Origin of the sequence: Streptomyces sp. WI03-4A (genome assembly GCF_033792105.1) — a bacterium.
GTDB classification, from domain to species: Bacteria; Actinomycetota; Actinomycetes; order Streptomycetales; family Streptomycetaceae; genus Streptomyces; species Streptomyces collinus_A.
The window spans coordinates 114,602-131,289 of sequence record NZ_JARAUO010000015.1; the positions used below are offsets into that span (position 1 = coordinate 114,602).

General features: G+C 71.7%; 17 protein-coding genes. 10 read left to right on the plus strand and 7 right to left on the minus strand.

Going from position 1 to position 16,688, the window contains the following annotated elements:
- Window positions 1-228: 228 nt before the first annotated feature.
- On the minus strand, window positions 229-390 hold the full coding sequence (locus PV343_RS17815) for a hypothetical protein (RefSeq protein WP_319147907.1): 162 nt from the start codon (window positions 388-390) through the stop codon (window positions 229-231).
- A 301-nt stretch (window positions 391-691) separates the two neighbouring features.
- Here PV343_RS17815 and PV343_RS17820 point away from each other — a divergent pair, with 301 nt between their 5' ends.
- On the plus strand, window positions 692-3,295 hold the full coding sequence (locus tag PV343_RS17820) for an FG-GAP-like repeat-containing protein (RefSeq protein ID WP_319147908.1): 2,604 nt from the start codon (window positions 692-694) through the stop codon (window positions 3,293-3,295).
- 61 nt (window positions 3,296-3,356) lie between these two features.
- Here PV343_RS17820 and PV343_RS17825 read toward each other — a convergent pair whose 3' ends face one another.
- The 4 genes from PV343_RS17825 to PV343_RS17840 all read right to left on the minus strand — a co-directional run bounded on the left by PV343_RS17825 (window position 3,357) and on the right by PV343_RS17840 (window position 7,013).
- Window positions 3,357-3,743: a hypothetical protein gene (locus PV343_RS17825; protein ID WP_319147909.1), complete on the minus strand. Its 387-nt coding sequence runs from the start codon at window positions 3,741-3,743 to the stop codon at window positions 3,357-3,359.
- A 198-nt stretch (window positions 3,744-3,941) separates the two neighbouring features.
- Window positions 3,942-4,499, minus strand: a complete 558-nt coding sequence (locus PV343_RS17830) for a hypothetical protein (protein ID WP_319147910.1) — start codon at window positions 4,497-4,499, stop codon at window positions 3,942-3,944.
- A gap of 91 nt (window positions 4,500-4,590) precedes the next feature.
- Window positions 4,591-5,268 (minus strand): DUF4328 domain-containing protein, encoded by a 678-nt coding sequence (locus PV343_RS17835; RefSeq protein ID WP_319147911.1) that lies wholly within the window; start codon window positions 5,266-5,268, stop codon window positions 4,591-4,593.
- 89 nt (window positions 5,269-5,357) lie between these two features.
- On the minus strand, window positions 5,358-7,013 hold the full coding sequence (locus PV343_RS17840; protein ID WP_319147912.1) for a glycoside hydrolase family 20 protein: 1,656 nt from the start codon (window positions 7,011-7,013) through the stop codon (window positions 5,358-5,360).
- A 154-nt stretch (window positions 7,014-7,167) separates the two neighbouring features.
- Between PV343_RS17840 and PV343_RS17845 the strand changes: the two genes are divergently transcribed.
- The 9 genes from PV343_RS17845 (at window position 7,168) to PV343_RS17885 (ending at window position 13,637) form a co-directional block, all read left to right on the plus strand.
- On the plus strand, window positions 7,168-7,740 hold the full coding sequence (locus tag PV343_RS17845) for a 2-oxo-4-hydroxy-4-carboxy-5-ureidoimidazoline decarboxylase (protein WP_319147913.1): 573 nt from the start codon (window positions 7,168-7,170) through the stop codon (window positions 7,738-7,740).
- Between the two features lie 191 nt (window positions 7,741-7,931).
- Window positions 7,932-8,312 (plus strand): succinate dehydrogenase, cytochrome b556 subunit, encoded by a 381-nt coding sequence (gene sdhC, locus PV343_RS17850; protein ID WP_076087831.1) that lies wholly within the window; start codon window positions 7,932-7,934, stop codon window positions 8,310-8,312.
- Window positions 8,313-8,317: 5 nt separating this feature from the next.
- The gene (locus PV343_RS17855; protein ID WP_319147914.1) at window positions 8,318-8,800 is read left to right on the plus strand and encodes a succinate dehydrogenase hydrophobic membrane anchor subunit; all 483 of its coding nucleotides are present in this window, start codon (window positions 8,318-8,320) and stop codon (window positions 8,798-8,800) included.
- Between the two features lie 19 nt (window positions 8,801-8,819).
- The gene (sdhA, locus tag PV343_RS17860) at window positions 8,820-10,574 is read left to right on the plus strand and encodes a succinate dehydrogenase flavoprotein subunit (RefSeq protein WP_319147915.1); all 1,755 of its coding nucleotides are present in this window, start codon (window positions 8,820-8,822) and stop codon (window positions 10,572-10,574) included.
- On the plus strand, window positions 10,574-11,353 hold the full coding sequence (locus PV343_RS17865) for a succinate dehydrogenase iron-sulfur subunit (RefSeq protein ID WP_020941799.1): 780 nt from the start codon (window positions 10,574-10,576) through the stop codon (window positions 11,351-11,353). Before sdhA ends, PV343_RS17865 begins: the two co-directional genes overlap by 1 nt.
- A 102-nt stretch (window positions 11,354-11,455) precedes the next feature.
- Window positions 11,456-11,866 (plus strand): VOC family protein, encoded by a 411-nt coding sequence (locus PV343_RS17870; RefSeq protein WP_319147916.1) that lies wholly within the window; start codon window positions 11,456-11,458, stop codon window positions 11,864-11,866.
- Between the two features lie 107 nt (window positions 11,867-11,973).
- Window positions 11,974-12,381, plus strand: a complete 408-nt coding sequence (locus PV343_RS17875) for a hypothetical protein (RefSeq protein ID WP_133919939.1) — start codon at window positions 11,974-11,976, stop codon at window positions 12,379-12,381.
- Window positions 12,378-12,872 carry a thiol-disulfide oxidoreductase DCC family protein gene (locus PV343_RS17880; RefSeq protein WP_319147917.1) on the plus strand — a complete coding sequence of 165 codons (495 nt, stop codon included), beginning with the start codon at window positions 12,378-12,380 and terminating at the stop codon, window positions 12,870-12,872. Before PV343_RS17875 ends, PV343_RS17880 begins: the two co-directional genes overlap by 4 nt.
- A gap of 9 nt (window positions 12,873-12,881) precedes the next feature.
- Entirely contained in the window at window positions 12,882-13,637 is a 756-nt protein-coding gene (locus tag PV343_RS17885) for a TetR/AcrR family transcriptional regulator (protein ID WP_319147918.1), read from the plus strand.
- An 18-nt stretch (window positions 13,638-13,655) separates the two neighbouring features.
- Here the strand turns inward: PV343_RS17885 and PV343_RS17890 are convergent, their stop codons facing one another.
- Window positions 13,656-15,200 (minus strand): ABC transporter substrate-binding protein, encoded by a 1,545-nt coding sequence (locus PV343_RS17890; RefSeq protein ID WP_319147919.1) that lies wholly within the window; start codon window positions 15,198-15,200, stop codon window positions 13,656-13,658.
- Window positions 15,201-15,400: 200 nt separating this feature from the next.
- Complete coding sequence (locus PV343_RS17895) at window positions 15,401-16,672, minus strand: metallophosphoesterase (RefSeq protein WP_319147920.1); 1,272 nt, start codon at window positions 16,670-16,672, stop codon at window positions 15,401-15,403.
- Between the last annotated feature and the right edge of the window lie 16 nt (window positions 16,673-16,688).

The following is a 16,688-nucleotide window of genomic DNA, read 5'->3' on the forward strand; positions in this document are numbered from 1 at the left end:
TCCTCGTCCGTACCGGCGGCACGGGCCCGGGCCCGTGCCCACGTCGACTCGGCATGGCGCGACACGACCGTCCGTGTCCCATGCCCCACGGTGATCAGCGCCAGGGCGCACGGATGTGTCACAGCCGCGGGCACACGGCTGTCGGTGCCCCGCCCCCATGACCGGTGCGTGCGGCGCACGGCGATCGCTGGTCATCCGTGCCCGCGGGGCGCTCGCCGATCAGCCGGCTCAGCCGCTCAGGCCCAGCACCTGCGGGTCGTCGCCGGGGAAGTTCCCGGGCATGCCCGGGACGTCGATGGTGCGCCCGTACACGCCGGCCAGGAACGCGGCGGCGCCGACCGGAAGAACTCGAACCAGTCGGCGTTGTCCGTGCGGACGACCACCGGCCACGCGTCAGCAGCCCCGGCACACGCCACCGCGTCATCGACGGAAGCGCGGCCTCCAGCTCTTCGAGGCTCGTCATGTCGTCCGCCGATCCGTGGCTGTGGCTGTGGGGGCTGACCTTCACGAGTCGCCCGCCCGCACCACGGAGTGACGTCTGGTCAGGTGCGTGCGCTGTCCAAGTGGCACCCGTGACTCGTGGTGCCGTCGTGATTCTTGTCTAGGGGTGGGGTAGTTGAGTCCTCGCAGGACCCATGCGTACAAACCGCTCAGTCTGAAGAGACGGGCGTGGCTGACGGCCGGTGCGGTCGTGCTGAGCGGAGCCGGCATCGTCACGTACGCGATGGCGGACCCGGCGGCGCGGTCCGGCGGCGGGCAGGGCCGGGCGCCGTCGGTCCACACGCTGAAGCTGGAGAACCGGGGCTCGGGCAGGAGGGGCCTCGGGCAGAAGGGCACCGACCGGTTCAGCGCCGTCCTGCTGACGTGGAACGACGCCGACGCCGAGGCCAAGGGCACTCCGGAGGTGCGCACCCGGGACCGGGAGAGCGGCAGGTGGTCCGGCTGGCAGAAGCTGCCGGACGACCCGTACCAGGCCGACGGCGCGGAGGCCGCCCGGGCCGGGAGCGACGTGCGCGGCGGTACGGCCTCGCTGTGGACCGGTGACTCCGACGGCGTCCAGGTGCGCGTGGTGAAGGCCGACGGCACCGAGGCGGGCGGCCAGCCGTCCGGCATGGACGTCAAGCTTCTGGACCCGGGCACGGATCCGGCGAGCGGCCCGCGGCCGGCCGCGTTCGTTGCGGAGACGACGACACCCGGGCCGGCCGGCTCCTCGGCGTCGGACACGCCCGCGCCGACGGACCCCGCGCCCTCCGGGTCGCCCGAGCCCACCGGCACGGTGTCGGCCCCCGAGTCGGTGTCCGCCTCCCCCTCGGTGTCCGACTCCGCCTCCCCGTCCCCGTCCAGCACGGTCCCGGCCCCCGTCCCGTCCACGGTCGCCAAGCCGCCGGTCATCACGCAGGCCGAGTGGGGCGCCTCCACCGCCTATGACGGCACGCCGAGCTACGGCACCGAGATCAAGGCGGCCGTCATCCACCACACCGGCGTCGACAGCGACAACACGCTGTCGTGCGCCGACTCGCGGGCCCGGATGCGGACCATCCAGCAGGAGCACTTCTCCCGCGGCTACTTCGACATCGGCTACAACTTCGTCGTCGACCGCTGCGGGCAGATCTTCGAGGGCCGCAGCGGCGGCATGGACCTGCCGGTGGTCGGCGCGCACGACATCGGGTTCAACACCGACACGGTCGGCATCTCCTACATCGGCAACTACATGACGGCGCGGCCGTCGCGGGCCGCCCTGGACTCGATCGCCCGGGTCGTGGCCTGGAAGTTCGGGATGTACGGCGTCGACCCGACCGGCAAGGTCACGCTCGCCTCGGGCAGCCCGAAGGGCCAGGACGGCAACCTGGTCGACAAGGGGCAGCAGATCACCCTGCCCCGGGTCTTCGGGCACCGCGACACCAACGCCACGGCCTGCCCCGGCGACAACCTCTACAAGAAGCTGGCGCTGATCGCCACGCTCGCGAAGACACCGGGCGTCTCGCACGCGCTGTCCACCTCGGACGTCGACCGGGACGGCCTGCCCGACCTGGTGGCCGGCACCCCGAAGGCGAACTCGGTGACGGTCGTGCCGGGCGGCACCGCCGGACCGGCCGTCTCCAGGAAGGTCACGCTCAGCCAGAGCAGCCCGGGCGTGCCCGGCACCTCCGAGACCGGTGACGGCTTCGGCGCCGCGACCGCCTGGGGCGACGTCAACGGCGACGGCTACGCCGACCTCGTCGTCGGCGCGCCCGGCGAGGACGACACCAGCGGCCACGCCGACCGGGGTGCGGTGACCGTGCTCTACGGCCCGGCGCTGAACTCCGGCTACTCGTACACCACCTCCGGGGGTGTCACCTCGACCGGCGCCAAGCTCGGATCGACCGTCGCGGTCGGCGACTTCAACGGGGACGGCAAGGCGGACGTGTTCGCGGCCGGCACCGGCAAGGGCGGCGACTGGAACGCCCGGCTCACCGGCGGCGCCACCTCCGCCGGCACGCTGACCACGGCCACCGGCGCGGTCGCCTACCTGGACGCGGCGACCGGCGACTTCAACCGCGACGGCTACGCCGACGTGGCGCTCAACTACCGGGACACGGGCGGCGCCGGACGCGTGGTCAGGTTCGCGGGCTCGGCGAGCGGTCTGACCAAGGTGGGCGTCATCTCGGTCAAGGGCGGCCGCGCGGTCGCCGCGGGCGACGTGGACGCCGACGGCTACGACGACATCGTCGTCGGGCAGCCGTACGCGAGCGAGTCCGCCGGCCGGGCGGGCGGCCAGATCACGCTGGTGCGCGGCTCGGCGAGCGGCTTCACCACGACCGGCATGACCACCGTCCACCAGGACACCGCGGGCGTCCCCGGCGCCGACGAGTCCGGCGACGCGCTCGGCGCCTCCGTCTCGCTCGGCGACTACGACGGCGACGGGTACCCCGACGTGCTCGCGGGCCTGCCCGGCGAGGACATCACCCGGTCCGGCGCGAACCGCTCGAACGCGGGCTCCGCGCTGCTGGTCAAGGGCGGCGCCACCGGCCTGACCGGCTCCGGCGCGATCGCCGTCTCGCAGGACACCTCGGGCGTCCCCGGCTCCACGGAGACCGACGACAAGCTCGGTTCCTCGGTGTCGCTGACCGACCTGTCCGGGTACGGGCGCGCCGATCTGGCGCTGGGGGTCGCGGGCGAGGACGGTGGCGACGGCATCCTGATGTACCTGCCGAGCAGCAGCACGGGGCTCGGCTACGCGCAGACGTCGGTGCTGAGCGGCAAGACGCTCGGGACACCGGCCGCCGCGGCGCTGGGCACGGCCCTGACACCGTAACCGCGCCGCGATCCGTCCGGCCGGGGCCCGCTCGCACGAGGGGGTCCCGGCCGCACGTGGGTCAGCCGGAGGCGGACGCGTCCCGGCACAGCAGGCGCAGCGAGCCCTGGCCGGCGTAGCACCGGCGGGCCTCGTCGAAGGGGTCCCAGAGCCGGCCGTCGGGCGTGCGCAGCCAGTGGTCGCCGCCGCTCGCCCACCACTCGGCCCCGGTCTGGCGGACCACGACCTCGCCGGCGTAGGCGGCGAAGCCGCGCAGCACGCTCTCGACGGCCGCGTAGGGCGGTTCCTCGCGCCGTATCTCCTCGATCATCCGGTCCACCCGCCACAGGCTCTGCGCCGAGTAGTCGAGCCGCAGCCGGGCACCCTCGCGCATGGTGGCCACCGCGTCCGCCGCCCACCGCACGGGTTTCGCCGCGGCGTGCGGCCTGGTCTCCTGGTGTGCTGTCACATACTGCGCTGTCACATAGGAAAGAGCGGCCGGAACCGCCCATCCGTCACCCGGATCCGGGCTGTTTCAACAACCGTTCCAGGACCACCGCACCGCCACCGCACGACGCTCACAGGACTCACCCGCGAACGAGGTTTGGGGGAAGGGCCCGCAGGACCGGAGCGCGCCCGCGAGCGATGCCGCGGCCCGGCCCCGGGGTCAGCCGCGGCTGCGGGCTCGGCGGGAGACCACCGCACGGAGTACGCGGCGGCCCTCGACGGACACGTCCAGGGCGCCGCGCAGGCCGTTCGTGCCGTGTTCGGCGAGCAGTTCGAGGACGGCGACCTGGCGCCGCAGCTCGGCGGCGACCAGCGGGGAGGTTTCCTCGGCGCCGCCCGCCCGGCCGGCCTCCAGCGCCTCGGGCGACGGGCTCTCGCCTGGAGCGGGGTCCAGCAGCCGGTGGATGTGCAGGGAGGCGACGGAGCAGGCGTCGGCCCAGTCCCGTACCGCCTCGCCGGTGCGCTCGGCCGGGGCCGCGTCCAGCATGCGGCGGGCGAGCGCCGCCGCCTCGTCCTCACCGGTCCCCTCCGGGCCGAGCGCGCCCCGGGCCTTCTCCAGGCCGCCGGCCCACGCGGAGCCGTCTGCGAGGCTCGCCCAGAGCGGGCGCAGCACCTCGTCGTCACCGCCCAGCAAAGGCACGCACCGATCCAAACAGGCCAGCCCGCTCGCGGCCAGCCCGCGCTCGTCGGCCTGCGCGATCAGTTCAACCAGGCTCATGAAAGCCTCCCTCGCCAGGGCGCCGCCTTTACGGAGCCCGCACTTCCCCTTACTGCGTGCGACGGCGAGAGACTGTCACAGCAGAGCGTTTTCAGCCAAGAGCCGGGACAGGGATCGGTTGCGCGAGCGCCTTGCGGTGCTGCATCCGGGTCAGTCGCAGCACGAGGAGCAGGGCGAGCGCGGCGGCCGCCATGTCGGCGGTGTCCACGGCCATCGACTCGACCGCGGCGTTACGGAACTGCGCCGCGGTGTGCGCGGAGTCGTAGTCGTCCGAGATGAGCACCTGGGCCGTGGTGGACACCAGCCACAGCGCCCACCAGGCGTTGACCAGCCCGTGCCGGGCCGGTCCGGCGCCCGACCGGCTGGCGTCCCAGATGTCCAGGACGACCCGGCGCGGGTACCAGAGGTTCGCCAGGGGCACGATCCAGCCCGCTATCACCCAGGCACGCGCCTTGCTGTGGCCGTCGGGGCTGAACACCTCGGCGTTCACCCGCAGCCGGTACAGCCAGCACAGGAACACCACCCCGCAGGCCAGCCACAGCAGCGTCTGCGCGACCCCGGAGAGCAGGTACAGGGTGTCCGCGCGGTGCGCGGTGCCGGACGGCGTCCCGGTGCCGAAGGGCGAGGCGCCCGCCGCGAGGCCGTCCGCCCTCCGGCGGACCTCCAGACCGGCCCCGACGGCGCACGCGTCGCTCAGCATGACCAGCCCGAGCAGCGTGACCGTGGCCCGGCCCAGCCCCAGCGGTGAGCGCAGGCGTGCGACGGACATGATGGTGACCCCCCGTGTTCCCGTGTGTGCGGCACGCGGAAGATACGGCCCGTCACGCCCGCACGTCCACCAAGGGACTCGCGCGGAACTCAGCCCAGCCGGTCCGCCAGTGCCTTGAACTGCGTCCAGGACAGCGCGGGCGCGCCCGGGTCCCACAGCTTCTGCACGGTGGCCCGGAGCGGCATCCGGATCCCGGCGGCGACCTGCGCCTCGGTCTGGGCGTTGGGGAAGTCGGACCAGACCGCGAACACCCCGCCGAGGATCTGCGGGTCGTAGCGGGCCGGTACGGGGGTCGTGCCGCGGAGCACCCGGGGGGTCCACTGCTCGTAGATGCGCTGCCCGGTCGGGTAGACGAAGGTCTGCGGCTGTCCGAGGACGTAGTACAGGAACTCGTCGTTGTAGTTGATCACCTTGCGGCCGGTGCTCAGGTACTCGAGCGGCTGCCGGGCGCCGATCTCCTTGCCGGTCCAGTAGGCGACCTGGAGGTCCTTGGCCGGCTGCACGGAGGTGTTCCGGAAGAAGCCGTCGTTCCAGGCCCGCATGGTGCGGTGGTGGGCGCGCACGGTGGCGGCGCGGTCGTTCAGCCAGCCGGCCGCGAGGTCGGAGACCTTCGCGCCGGAGCCGTACTTCTGCCGGGCGGCCGCGGCGAGCTGCGGGAAGGACGCCTGCGGGTCGGAGACCGTCAGCGCCTGGTACTCGTCGCCGCCGAGGTGCCACTTGCCGCCGGGGAAGACTCCGGCGTACTCGTTCAGCAGGTCGTCGACGATCTTCGCGGAGCCGGCCTTGGAGATGTCGATCGCGCCCCGCGTCGCGACCCCGTTCACGTTGCGCAGCTGCAGGTCGGGGTGGGCGGCGATGACCGCGCCCAGGTGGCCGGGCGAGTCGATCTCGGGCACGACGGTGATGTGCCGGGAGGCGGCGAGGTCGACGATCCGCTTGACCTGCGCCTTGGTCAGGTGGTCCTTGGAGACGATCTCCGGATGGCTGCTGGACTCGATCCGGAACGCCTGGTCGTCGGAGAAGTGAAGTCCCAGCTCGTTGAACTTCAGGTCCCCCAGCTCGCGCACCCGGTCCTCTATCCAGGACGCGGAGTACGGCTTGCGCGCGATGTCCAGCATGAAGCCGCGCACCGGCTTCGCGGGGGCGTCGCGGACCACGCCCTCCGGGGCGGTGCCGCCGCCGTGGACCTCCTGCTTGAGGGTGCGGGTGCCGTAGAAGACGCCCGCGTCGCCCGGCCCGCTGATGTCGACCCGCCCGCCCTTGACGGTCATGGAGTACGACTCCTGGTCGCCGCCGCCGCCCAGCGCGAGCCGGAGGTCGCCGGCCCGTACGTCGTTCTTCCGGCCCGCGTACGACAGGCCCAGCTCGCCGGCTATCAGCCGCCCCTCGTCGGCCAGCCGCGGGTCGCTCACCACCACCCGCTCGCCGTGCCGCGGCTGCCAGCCGGGACCGCGCGCGGCGGTGTGCGAGCGCACCGCGGGTATGGTCCGCGGCGCCCGGGAGAGCGGGTAGGTGCGGGTGGGCGTGGGGCTGCTCGGCGCGGCGGCGCGGCCGGTCGCCCCGGTGGAGGCTCTGGGGGCCGGGGAGGTCTGCGCCACATCCGCGCCGGGTCTGGCGCCACCGTCCGCCGAGGCCCACACGCCGACGCCCACGCCGAGCGCGACGGTCCCCGCGAAGGCGGCGGCCACGACCGCCCGCTTCCGCCTCACCTGCTGCGCCGACACCCGGCGCCTGTGCTGGGTCACTCAGCCAACGTACGGCCGATCGACGGCACACCCGTCATCGAGCCGTTCCGAAACTCTCCCGTTCGAGTGAAATTCGGGCATCCGTCGGACACAGACTGACCACTCTCGATAACGTGGCGACACAGCCTTCACGACATCCCCTGCCACACCACATGTGACGCGAGGACCCACGCTGCCTGCGCACCGCCTGCCGTACCTCCCCAAGCCGCTGGACGCCTTCAACGCCGCCCATGCCGACGAGGCCTGCGCCCTGCTCCAGCACTGCCTGCGCAGCCTGCGCTGGGCCCGTCGCATCGCCGACCACCGCCCCTACCCGGACCTGGGCTCTCTCCTGGCGGCGGCGGACGAGGCGGCGTACGACCTGTCGCCGGCCGATCTGGCCGAGGCGCTGGCGGGAGAGTCGCTGCCCGAGCTGCCGGAGGACACCTACTCGGCCGCCCACATGGCCCTGAGCGCGGCGAACGCGGCCTACGAGGCGAAGTTCGGGCACACGTTCGTCGTCTTTCTGGGTGACGTGCCCCCGGAGGAAAGCCTCGATCACATTCTCGCGGGCATCCGGTCACGATTGGCGAACGATCCCGAGGAGGAGCGCGTCATGGCGGCGGAGGAACTGCGCCGCCTCGCGCGGGGCCGGCTGACGGACTTCCTCAGGGGCGCGGGAGCCTGCGCGCCCGCGGGCCCGGCGCGGGGCATGAGCAGTCCGAACGCGTCCGCACCCGGCACATAGCGGTACACGCCACCCCAGCAGCCCACTCCGCTAGCCCAACCGCGTGCCACTTTGATCACACAAGTAGGCCCCCCGTAAACCGCACGGCGGCGCACGGATACGATGCTGGGGGCCGGTGGACCGTACCCGGCCGGGCCCGACCGACAGTGAAGCCGGCGCGGCCCTAGTCCCCGCTCCCGGAGGGTTCTTCCGTGCCGGCTGGAACGCTGTACCGCGGCCGGGAAGGAATGTGGTCCTGGGTGGCTCACCGAGTCACCGGCGTCCTCATCTTCTTCTTCCTGTTCGTTCACGTGCTGGACACCGCTCTCGTGCGTGTCTCCCCCGAGGACTACGACAAGGTCGTAGCCACGTACAAGACGCCGATCGTCGCGCTGCTGGAGTACGGCCTCGTCGCCGCCATCCTCTTCCATGCGCTCAACGGCCTGCGCGTCATCGCCGTCGACTTCTGGTCGAAGGGCCCGCGCTACCAGAAGCAGATGTTCTGGACCGTGATGGGTGTCTGGGTCGTCCTGATGGCCGGCGCGATCTACCCGGTCCTCGGCCACGCCGCCCGTGTCCTCTTTGGGAGCTGACGCCGATGTCCACGACTGAATCCCCCGCGTCCGGCGTCGGCCCCGTCGAGGGCGCGCCCGTCCACACGGTGGACAACCCGGCCCCGCTGATCGAGGCGCCGCGCAAGCGCACCAAGAAGTCCCCCAAGTCCACCCGGGGCAACTTCGAGCTGGCCGCCTGGCTGTTCATGCGCCTGTCCGGCGTCGTGCTGGTCGTCCTCGTGATCGGCCACCTGCTGATCCAGCTGGTGCTCGACGGCGGTGTCTCCAAGATCGGCTTCGCCTTCGTGGCCGGCCGCTGGGCCTCCCCCTGGTGGCAGGTCTGGGACCTGCTGATGCTGTGGCTGGCCATGCTGCACGGCGCCAACGGCCTGCGCACGGTCATCAACGACTACGCCGAGCGGCCTGCCTCCCGCATGTGGCTGAAGGCCCTGCTGTACACCGCCACGGTGTGGACCATCCTGCTGGGCACGCTGGTGATCTTCACCTTCGACCCGAACATCCGCTAGGCACGGGGCTGCGAGAATCATGAAGATCCACAAGTACGACACCGTCATCGTCGGCGCCGGTGGCGCCGGTATGCGCGCCGCCATCGAGTCGACGAAGCGCAGCCGCACCGCCGTGCTGACCAAGCTCTACCCCACCCGCTCCCACACGGGCGCAGCGCAGGGCGGCATGGCCGCAGCGCTGGCGAACGTGGAGGAGGACAACTGGGAGTGGCACACCTTCGACACGGTCAAGGGCGGTGACTACCTGGTCGACCAGGACGCCGCCGAGATCCTGGCGAAGGAGGCCATCGACGCCGTCCTCGACCTGGAGAAGATGGGCCTTCCGTTCAACCGGACGCCCAACGGGACGATCGACCAGCGCCGCTTCGGCGGTCACTCCCGCAACCACGGCGAGGCCCCGGTCCGCCGGTCCTGCTACGCCGCGGACCGCACCGGCCACATGATCCTCCAGACGCTGTACCAGAACTGCGTCAAGGAGGGCGTGGAGTTCTTCAACGAGTTCTACGTCCTGGACCAGCTGATCACCGAGGTCGACGGCGTCAAGAAGTCGGCCGGCGTGGTGGCGTACGAGCTGGCCACCGGCGAGATCCACATCTTCCAGGCGAAGGCCGTGATCTACGCCTCCGGCGGCACCGGCAAGTTCTTCAAGGTGACGTCGAACGCGCACACGCTGACCGGTGACGGCCAGGCCGCCGTCTACCGCCGCGGGCTGCCGCTGGAGGACATGGAGTTCTTCCAGTTCCACCCGACCGGCATCTGGCGCATGGGCATCCTGCTGACGGAGGGCGCCCGTGGTGAGGGCGGCATCCTCCGCAACAAGGACGGCGAGCGCTTCATGGAGAAGTACGCGCCGGTCATGAAGGACCTCGCGTCCCGTGACGTCGTCTCCCGCTCCATCTACACGGAGATCCGTGAGGGCCGCGGCTGCGGTCCCGAGGGCGACCACGTCTACCTCGACCTCACGCACCTCCCGCCGGAGCAGCTGGACGCCAAGCTCCCGGACATCACCGAGTTCGCGCGCACCTACCTCGGCATCGAGCCCTACACGGACCCGATCCCGATCCAGCCGACCGCGCACTACGCGATGGGCGGCATCCCGACCAACGTCGAGGGTGAGGTCCTGGCGGACAACACCACCGTCGTCCCGGGTCTGTACGCGGCCGGCGAGGTCGCCTGTGTCTCCGTGCACGGCGCCAACCGCCTCGGCACCAACTCGCTGCTGGACATCAACGTCTTCGGCCGCCGTGCGGGCATCGCCGCCGCCGAGTACTCCCACAAGGCCGACTTCGTCGAGCTGCCGGAGAACCCGGAGTCGCTGGTCGTCGAGCAGATCGAGCGGCTGCGCACCTCCACCGGCAACGAGCGGGTCGCCACGATCCGCCGCGAGCTGCAGGAGACCATGGACGCCAACGTCATGGTGTTCCGCACCGAGCAGACGATCAAGACGGCCGTCGAGAAGATCGCCGAGCTGCGCGAGCGCTACCGGAACGTGGCGATCCAGGACAAGGGCAAGCGGTTCAACACGGACCTCCTGGAGGCGATCGAGCTGGGCAACCTGCTCGAGCTGGCCGAGGTCATGGCGGTGTCTGCCCTGGCCCGCAAGGAGTCCCGCGGCGGTCACTACCGCGAGGACTACCCGAACCGCGACGACGTCAACTTCATGCGCCACACCATGGCGTACCGCGAGGTCGGCGCCGACGGCTCGGAATCCGTCCGTCTCGACTACAAGCCGGTCGTCCAGACCCGCTACCAGCCGATGGAGCGTAAGTACTGATGGCTACCCCTGTTCTGGACAAGGCGGACGCGGCCGGCCAGCCCGAGCCCGGCTTCGCCGACTCCCCCTACATCACCGTCACCTTCCGGGTCCGCCGGTTCAACCCCGAGGTCTCCGCCGAGGCGACCTGGGAAGACTTCCAGCTGGAGATCGACCCGAAGGAGCGCGTCCTCGACGGCCTCCACAAGATCAAGTGGGACGTCGACGGCACGCTCACCTTCCGCCGGTCGTGCGCGCACGGCATCTGCGGCTCGGACGCGATGCGGATCAACGGCAAGAACCGCCTGGCCTGCAAGACGCTGATCAAGGACATCAACCCCGAGAAGCCGATCACGGTCGAGCCCATCAAGGGCCTGACGGTCCTGAAGGACCTGGTCGTGGACATGGAGCCGTTCTTCCAGGCGTACCGGGACGTCATGCCGTTCCTGGTCACCAAGGAGACGAACGAGCCGACCCGCGAGCGGCTGCAGTCCGCCGAGGACCGCGAGCGCTTCGACGACACCACCAAGTGCATCCTGTGCGCCGCGTGCACGTCGTCCTGCCCGGTGTTCTGGAACGACGGCCAGTACTTCGGTCCGGCCGCGATCGTGAACGCCCACCGCTTCATCTTCGACAGCCGTGACGAGGCGGGCGAGCAGCGCCTGGAGATCCTCAACGACCGCGACGGCGTGTGGCGCTGCCGCACGACCTTCAACTGCACGGACGCCTGCCCGCGCGGTATCGAGGTCACCAAGGCGATCCAGGAAGTGAAGCGCGCGCTGATCACGCGTCGCTACTGATCCCCCAAGGCACAGCTCCGCGGAGCGCCTTCAGGAGCCCCACCGGACCCGTTCCGGTGGGGCTCCTCGCATAGGGGTGAGTTTCCCCCTTAATGTGACGACATGTCAGACGAAGAGTCGTACGAGCTGCTCGGGTTCGACAACGCACTGCTGCCCGTCGGGGACCTCACGGAGGCCGTCGGGTTCTACGAGCGGGCCGGGTTCACCGTCGGGTTCCGGTTCGACGAGGGCGGGATCGCCCAGCTGAAGGTGGGCGGCGAGACGCCCGGCATCCTGCTGCGCGTCGAGGAGGGCCTGGGGCACCGGCCGCCGCCGTGGCCCCCCGCGCGCCTGTGGCTGGAGGTGCCGGACGCGCGGGCGGCCGCGCGGGAGCTGGCCGCCGCCGGGATCGCGCCGCTGGACGAGGTGTTCTCCGTGGCCACCGGCTGGACGGTGGAGATCGCCGATCCCTGGGGCAACGTCCTGGGCTTCACGGACTACAGCAAGCGCCCGGCGCTGGGCCGCCGGGGCTGAGACGCGGTTACGCGGACCTGCGCACGCCCTTGAGTTGAACATGTTCAAAAGCAGGGCTACAGTCATGCACTGTCAGCGTTTTGAACGCGTTCAAGAAGGGGTGGGGCATGGACCGCACCGTCATCGCCTACGTGATCTACCTGGCCGTCAGCATCGCGCTGACCGTCTGGGTGGCCCGCACGCTCAGCCGCAACGGCCGGATCTTCCTGGCCGACGTGCTGCGCGGCGACGAGAAGCTCGCCGACGCCGTCAACCACCTGCTGGTGGTCGGCTTCTATCTCGTCAATCTCGGCTTCGTGGCGCTGTACCTGCACGGCAGCGGGGACATCGACGACACCCGCGGCATCTTCGAGGCCCTGTCGGCCAAGCTCGGGGTGGTGCTGCTGGTGCTCGGCGCGATGCACCTGGGCAACGTGTACGTGCTCAACAAGATCCGGCGCCGCGGGATCCTGGAGCGCGAGCAGCGGCCCCCGGTCGGCCCGCAGGGCTGGCTCCCGCCGACGGCCGGGGCGTGAGCGCCGTGACCGAAGCGCAGGACCGGGGCGCCGCCGGCGCCCCGGTCCTCGGGCTCACCGTCCTGTACGACGCGGAGTGCGGCCTCTGCGCCCACCTGCGCGACTGGCTGGTACGGCAGTCGCAGCTCGTGCCGCTGGAACTGGTGCCGGCCGGGTCGGCCGAGGCCCGCCGGCGCTTCCCCGGGCTCGACCCGGCGGCCACCCTCGACGAGGTCACCGTGATCGGCGACGCCGGACAGGTCTACCAGGGCTCCCGCGCCTGGATCGTCGTCCTGTGGGCACTGCGCGAACACCGCCCGCTCGCCCACCGGCTGAGCACCCCGGCCGGGGCCCGGCTGGCCCGCGGGGCGGTGCTGGCGGCGGCGAAGTGGCGGGGCGCGCAGTGGGGCGGGAAGTCGTACCGGCGGACCGACGGCTGGTCGTACGACCGGCACACGGGCTGGACCCACAACCCGCCGACCTGTGGCGGCGGCTCCTGCCCCACTGGTTAGGCTCGTGCCGTGCCCGCGAAGAACGAAGGCCCCGAAGCGGCCGGCCCCCAGACCAAGTCCGAGCAGACCCGAGCGCTGATCCTGGAGACCGCGATGCGGCTCTTCCAGGAGCGCGGCTACGACAAGACGACCATGCGGGCCATCGCCAAGGAGGCCGGCGTCTCCGTCGGCAACGCCTACTACTACTTCGAGGGCAAGGAGCACCTGATCCAGGGCTTCTACGACCGGATCGCCGCCGAACACCAGGTGGCGGTCCGGGAGATCCTGGACCGGGAGACCGATCTGGAGGCGCGGCTCGCGGGCGTGCTGACCGCGTGGCTGAACATCGCCGAGCCGTACCACGAGTTCGCGGTCCAGTTCTTCAAGAACGCCGCCGACCCCGACAGCCCGCTCAGCCCGTTCTCCCCGGAGAGCGAGCACGCGCGGGAGCAGGCCCTCAGCGTCCACCGGGAGCTGCTGGCCGGGTCGAAGGCCAAGGTCGCGCCCGAACTGCGGGACGTGCTGCCGGAGCTGATGTGGCTGTCCCAGATGGGCCTCGTGCTGTACTGGATCTTCGACCGGACCGAGGGCCGCGAGCGCAGCTACCGGCTGGCGCGCCGGGGGGCCCGGCTGACCGCGCGCGGCGTGGCCCTGGCCCGGTTCCGGGTGCTGCGCCCCCTGGTGCTCGAAGTCCACGAGCTGTTCACGGACTTCCTGCCGGGCATGACGAGGGCGCTGCCGGACCCGGCGGCCAGGGCCGGGCGCGAGGACGCGGGCGAGGGCTGAGCCCTCACCCGCGGGGCGTCAGATCCACTGCAGGCGCCACAGGCGGAACACGCCCGTGCCGTCCGAGAGGTACTGCCCGCCGCCGACGTCCTCGGTGCTGACCACGTACTCCTTGCGCTGCCACAGCGGGATCAGCGGCACGTCGGAGGCCACGTCCGCCTGGATGCCGCGGAAGTCGTTCGCGGCCCGTGCGCGGTCGGGGTACTGCTGGCTGTCCTGGATGAGGTGGTCGACGGCCTTGCTGCTGTAGCCGGTGCTCATCGTGGAGCCGGTCCCGACCAGCGGGGAGCCGAAGGTGTCCGCGTCGGGGTAGTCGGCCACCCAGCCGACGGCCCACGCGTCCATCTTTCCGGCGGCCCAGCGCTTCTGGAAGTCGGTCCACTCGTAGCCCTGGACGTCCACCTTGAACAGCCCGCTCGCCTCCAGCTGCTGCTTCAGCTCCGCGGCCTCCTCCGCGCCGGCGCCACGGTTGCGGCCGTAGCCGAGGGTGAAGCGCACCGGCACGCTCACGCCGGCCTGGAGCAGCAGCTCCCGCGCCTTCTTGGCGCTCTGCGTCGGGTAGGTGTCGAAGAACGACGTGGTGTGGCCGGTGATGCCGGTCGGGATCAGCGAGTACAGCGGGTCGACCGTGCCCTTGTACACCTTGACGGACAGCCGCTCGCGGTTGACCAGCCAGGCCATCGCCCGGCGCACGCGCACGTCGTTCAGCGGCGAGTTCGTGCGGGTGTTGAGGTAGAGGTTGCGGGTCTCGGAGCTGTCCGACACCGTGACGCGCTGCTTGGGATCGCTCGGGTTCAGCTCGGAGAGCACGCCCGGGGGCAGCGTCCGGGTGGCGACGTCGACCTGCTTGTCCGCCCAGGCGCTGCTGAGCTTCTGGGAGTCGGCGTAGTAGCGCAGCTCGATCGGCCGGCCGGTCCCGCTCAGGTAGCCGTTGTAGTTCTTGTACGGCGCGAGGTCCGCCTTCTTGTTCACCGTGTAGGCGGTCAGCGTGTACGGGCCGGTGCCGTCCACACCGTTGCCCGTGCGCAGCGAACGGGCCGGATACGCCTCCTTGTCGACGATGGAGCCGGCGCCGGTGGCCACCTTCAGCGGGAAGGTGGCGTCCGGCGTGCGCAGGTGGAAGCTGACGGTGGTCGCGTCGTCGGCGGTCACCGAACCGAGGGTGGAGAACAGGGACGCCGGACCGACGTCGGAGTTGATCTTCTTCACCCGCTCGAAGGAGTACTTCACGTCCTCGGCGGTCATCTTGCGTCCGCTCGGGAAGGTGATGTCGTCCCGCAGCCGGCACTGGTACGTCCTGAGCCCGCCGCCCTCGAAGACGCAGCTCTTCGCCGCGTCCGGGACCGGTTCGACACCGCCCGGCTCGAAGGTCAGCAGCGTCTGGAACACGTTGCTGAACAGGGCCCAGGATCCGGCGTCGTAGGCGCCGGCCGGGTCCAGTGACGTGACCGCGTCCGTCGTGCCGACGGTGATGGTCTTGTTCGTGTCGTCCTGCGACGGCAACAGTTGCCAGCCGCCGATTCCCACGACCGCCAGTACCAGCAGTGTCACGAGAATGCGCATGCGAACAGATCGCATGGTGGTGCCCTCCCCAGGCCCGCCAAGGCCCTACCCCTGGCACAGCACAAAAATGGCCACTCCCCATAGTGGCGCGGCTCACCTAATCACACGTGTTTCACGCGGGGGAAGAGCAATCCGGCGGTATGTGAAAGAACTTACCGAGGCGTTGTTTGCCCCGGGTTTCACAGCCTCTGCACAGAGTCTCAGGCGCGCGTCGAGGCCAGCTCGACGACCGTCACGTCCGAGGGCGCCCCGACGCGCGTGGGCGGTCCCCAGGCTCCGGCGCCCCTGCTGACGTAGAGCTGGGTGTCGCCGTAGCGTTCGAGACCGGCCACGGTGGGGTTGGCGGCGGCCGCGACGAGGTTCCCGGGCCAGAGCTGGCCGCCGTGGGTGTGGCCGGAGAGCTGCAGGTCGACGCCGTACCGGACGGCCTCGTGGATCTGCACCGGCTGGTGGGCGAGGAGCACGCACGCGCGTGTCCGGTCCCGGTCGCCCAGCGCCCGGCCGAAGTCGGGCCCCCGGCCCTCGCTCTCCCCTTGCAGGTCGTTGACCCCGGCCAGGTCGAAGTGGGGCAGCTCGGTGCGGGCGTTCTCCAGCGGGTGCAGGCCGAGGGTGCGCACCTCGGCCACCCACTGCTCGGCGCCGGAGAAGTACTCGTGGTTGCCGGTGACGAAGTAGGCGCCGTGCCGGGCGGTGAGCCCGGCCAGGGGCGCGGCGGCCGGGCCCAGGTCCTTCACGCTGCCGTCCACCAGGTCGCCGACGACGGCGATCAGGTCCGGCTGGGTGGCGTTGACCGTGTCGACGACCCGCTGCGCGAAGGAGCGCCCGAGGACCGGCCCCAGGTGGATGTCGCTGACGACCGCGATCCGGAAGCCGTGCGCGGCGCGCGGGAGTCTGGCCAGCGGTACGGTGACGCGCTTGACCCGCGGCCCGCGCAGCACCCCGTAGGTGCCCTGCCCGACGGTCCCGACGGCGGCGGCCGCGGCGGCCCCGCCGACCACCCGGGAGACGAACAGCCGCCGGGAGGGCGTGGGCGCCGCCCGCTCGGGTCCGGCCGCCCGCTCCGGCTCGCGCGGGGGCTCGGGTGCGCCCGGCGGGGGCCCCTGGGCCGGTACGGTCTGCGGCGCGGGCACGGCCGTCGCCCCGGGGGCCGGCCGGCGGGCGAGGAACCGCCGCAGCAGGGGCCGTACGGCCTCTCCGGCCGCCACCGCGAGCAGCAGGTACAGCGCCAGCGCCATCCACAGGAAGCCGGGCCAGGCGAGGGCGCGCTGGAGCCAGAAGGGTGCGCCGGAGCGTTCGGCCACCAGGGCCGTGATCATCAGCAGCGGTCCCGCGACGAAGACCGCGGTCCCCGCGCGGCGGGCGGGGCCCGGGCCGCGGGTGGTGTCGCGCACCAGGCGCCGCCACACGTACCAGTGCCCCAGTACCAGGACGGCGAGCGCGACCAGCGCGGCGAGGACGAAGACGACGATCACGCCGGTGTGTCCCCCG

Excerpts from the sequence above, each read along its gene's own strand:
- PV343_RS17830 (WP_319147910.1), bottom strand. The coding sequence starts at position 4,499 with ATGAGCCTGGTTGAACTGATCGCGCAGGCCGACGAGCGCGGGCTGGCC.
- PV343_RS17835 (WP_319147911.1), bottom strand. The coding sequence starts at position 5,268 with ATGTCCGTCGCACGCCTGCGCTCACCGCTGGGGCTGGGCCGGGCCACG.
- PV343_RS17855 (WP_319147914.1), top strand. The coding sequence starts at position 8,318 with ATGTCCACGACTGAATCCCCCGCGTCCGGCGTCGGCCCCGTCGAGGGC.
- sdhA (WP_319147915.1), top strand. The coding sequence starts at position 8,820 with ATGAAGATCCACAAGTACGACACCGTCATCGTCGGCGCCGGTGGCGCC.
- PV343_RS17865 (WP_020941799.1), top strand. The coding sequence starts at position 10,574 with ATGGCTACCCCTGTTCTGGACAAGGCGGACGCGGCCGGCCAGCCCGAG.
- PV343_RS17870 (WP_319147916.1), top strand. The coding sequence starts at position 11,456 with ATGTCAGACGAAGAGTCGTACGAGCTGCTCGGGTTCGACAACGCACTG.
- PV343_RS17875 (WP_133919939.1), top strand. The coding sequence starts at position 11,974 with ATGGACCGCACCGTCATCGCCTACGTGATCTACCTGGCCGTCAGCATC.
- PV343_RS17890 (WP_319147919.1), bottom strand. The coding sequence starts at position 15,200 with ATGCGCATTCTCGTGACACTGCTGGTACTGGCGGTCGTGGGAATCGGC.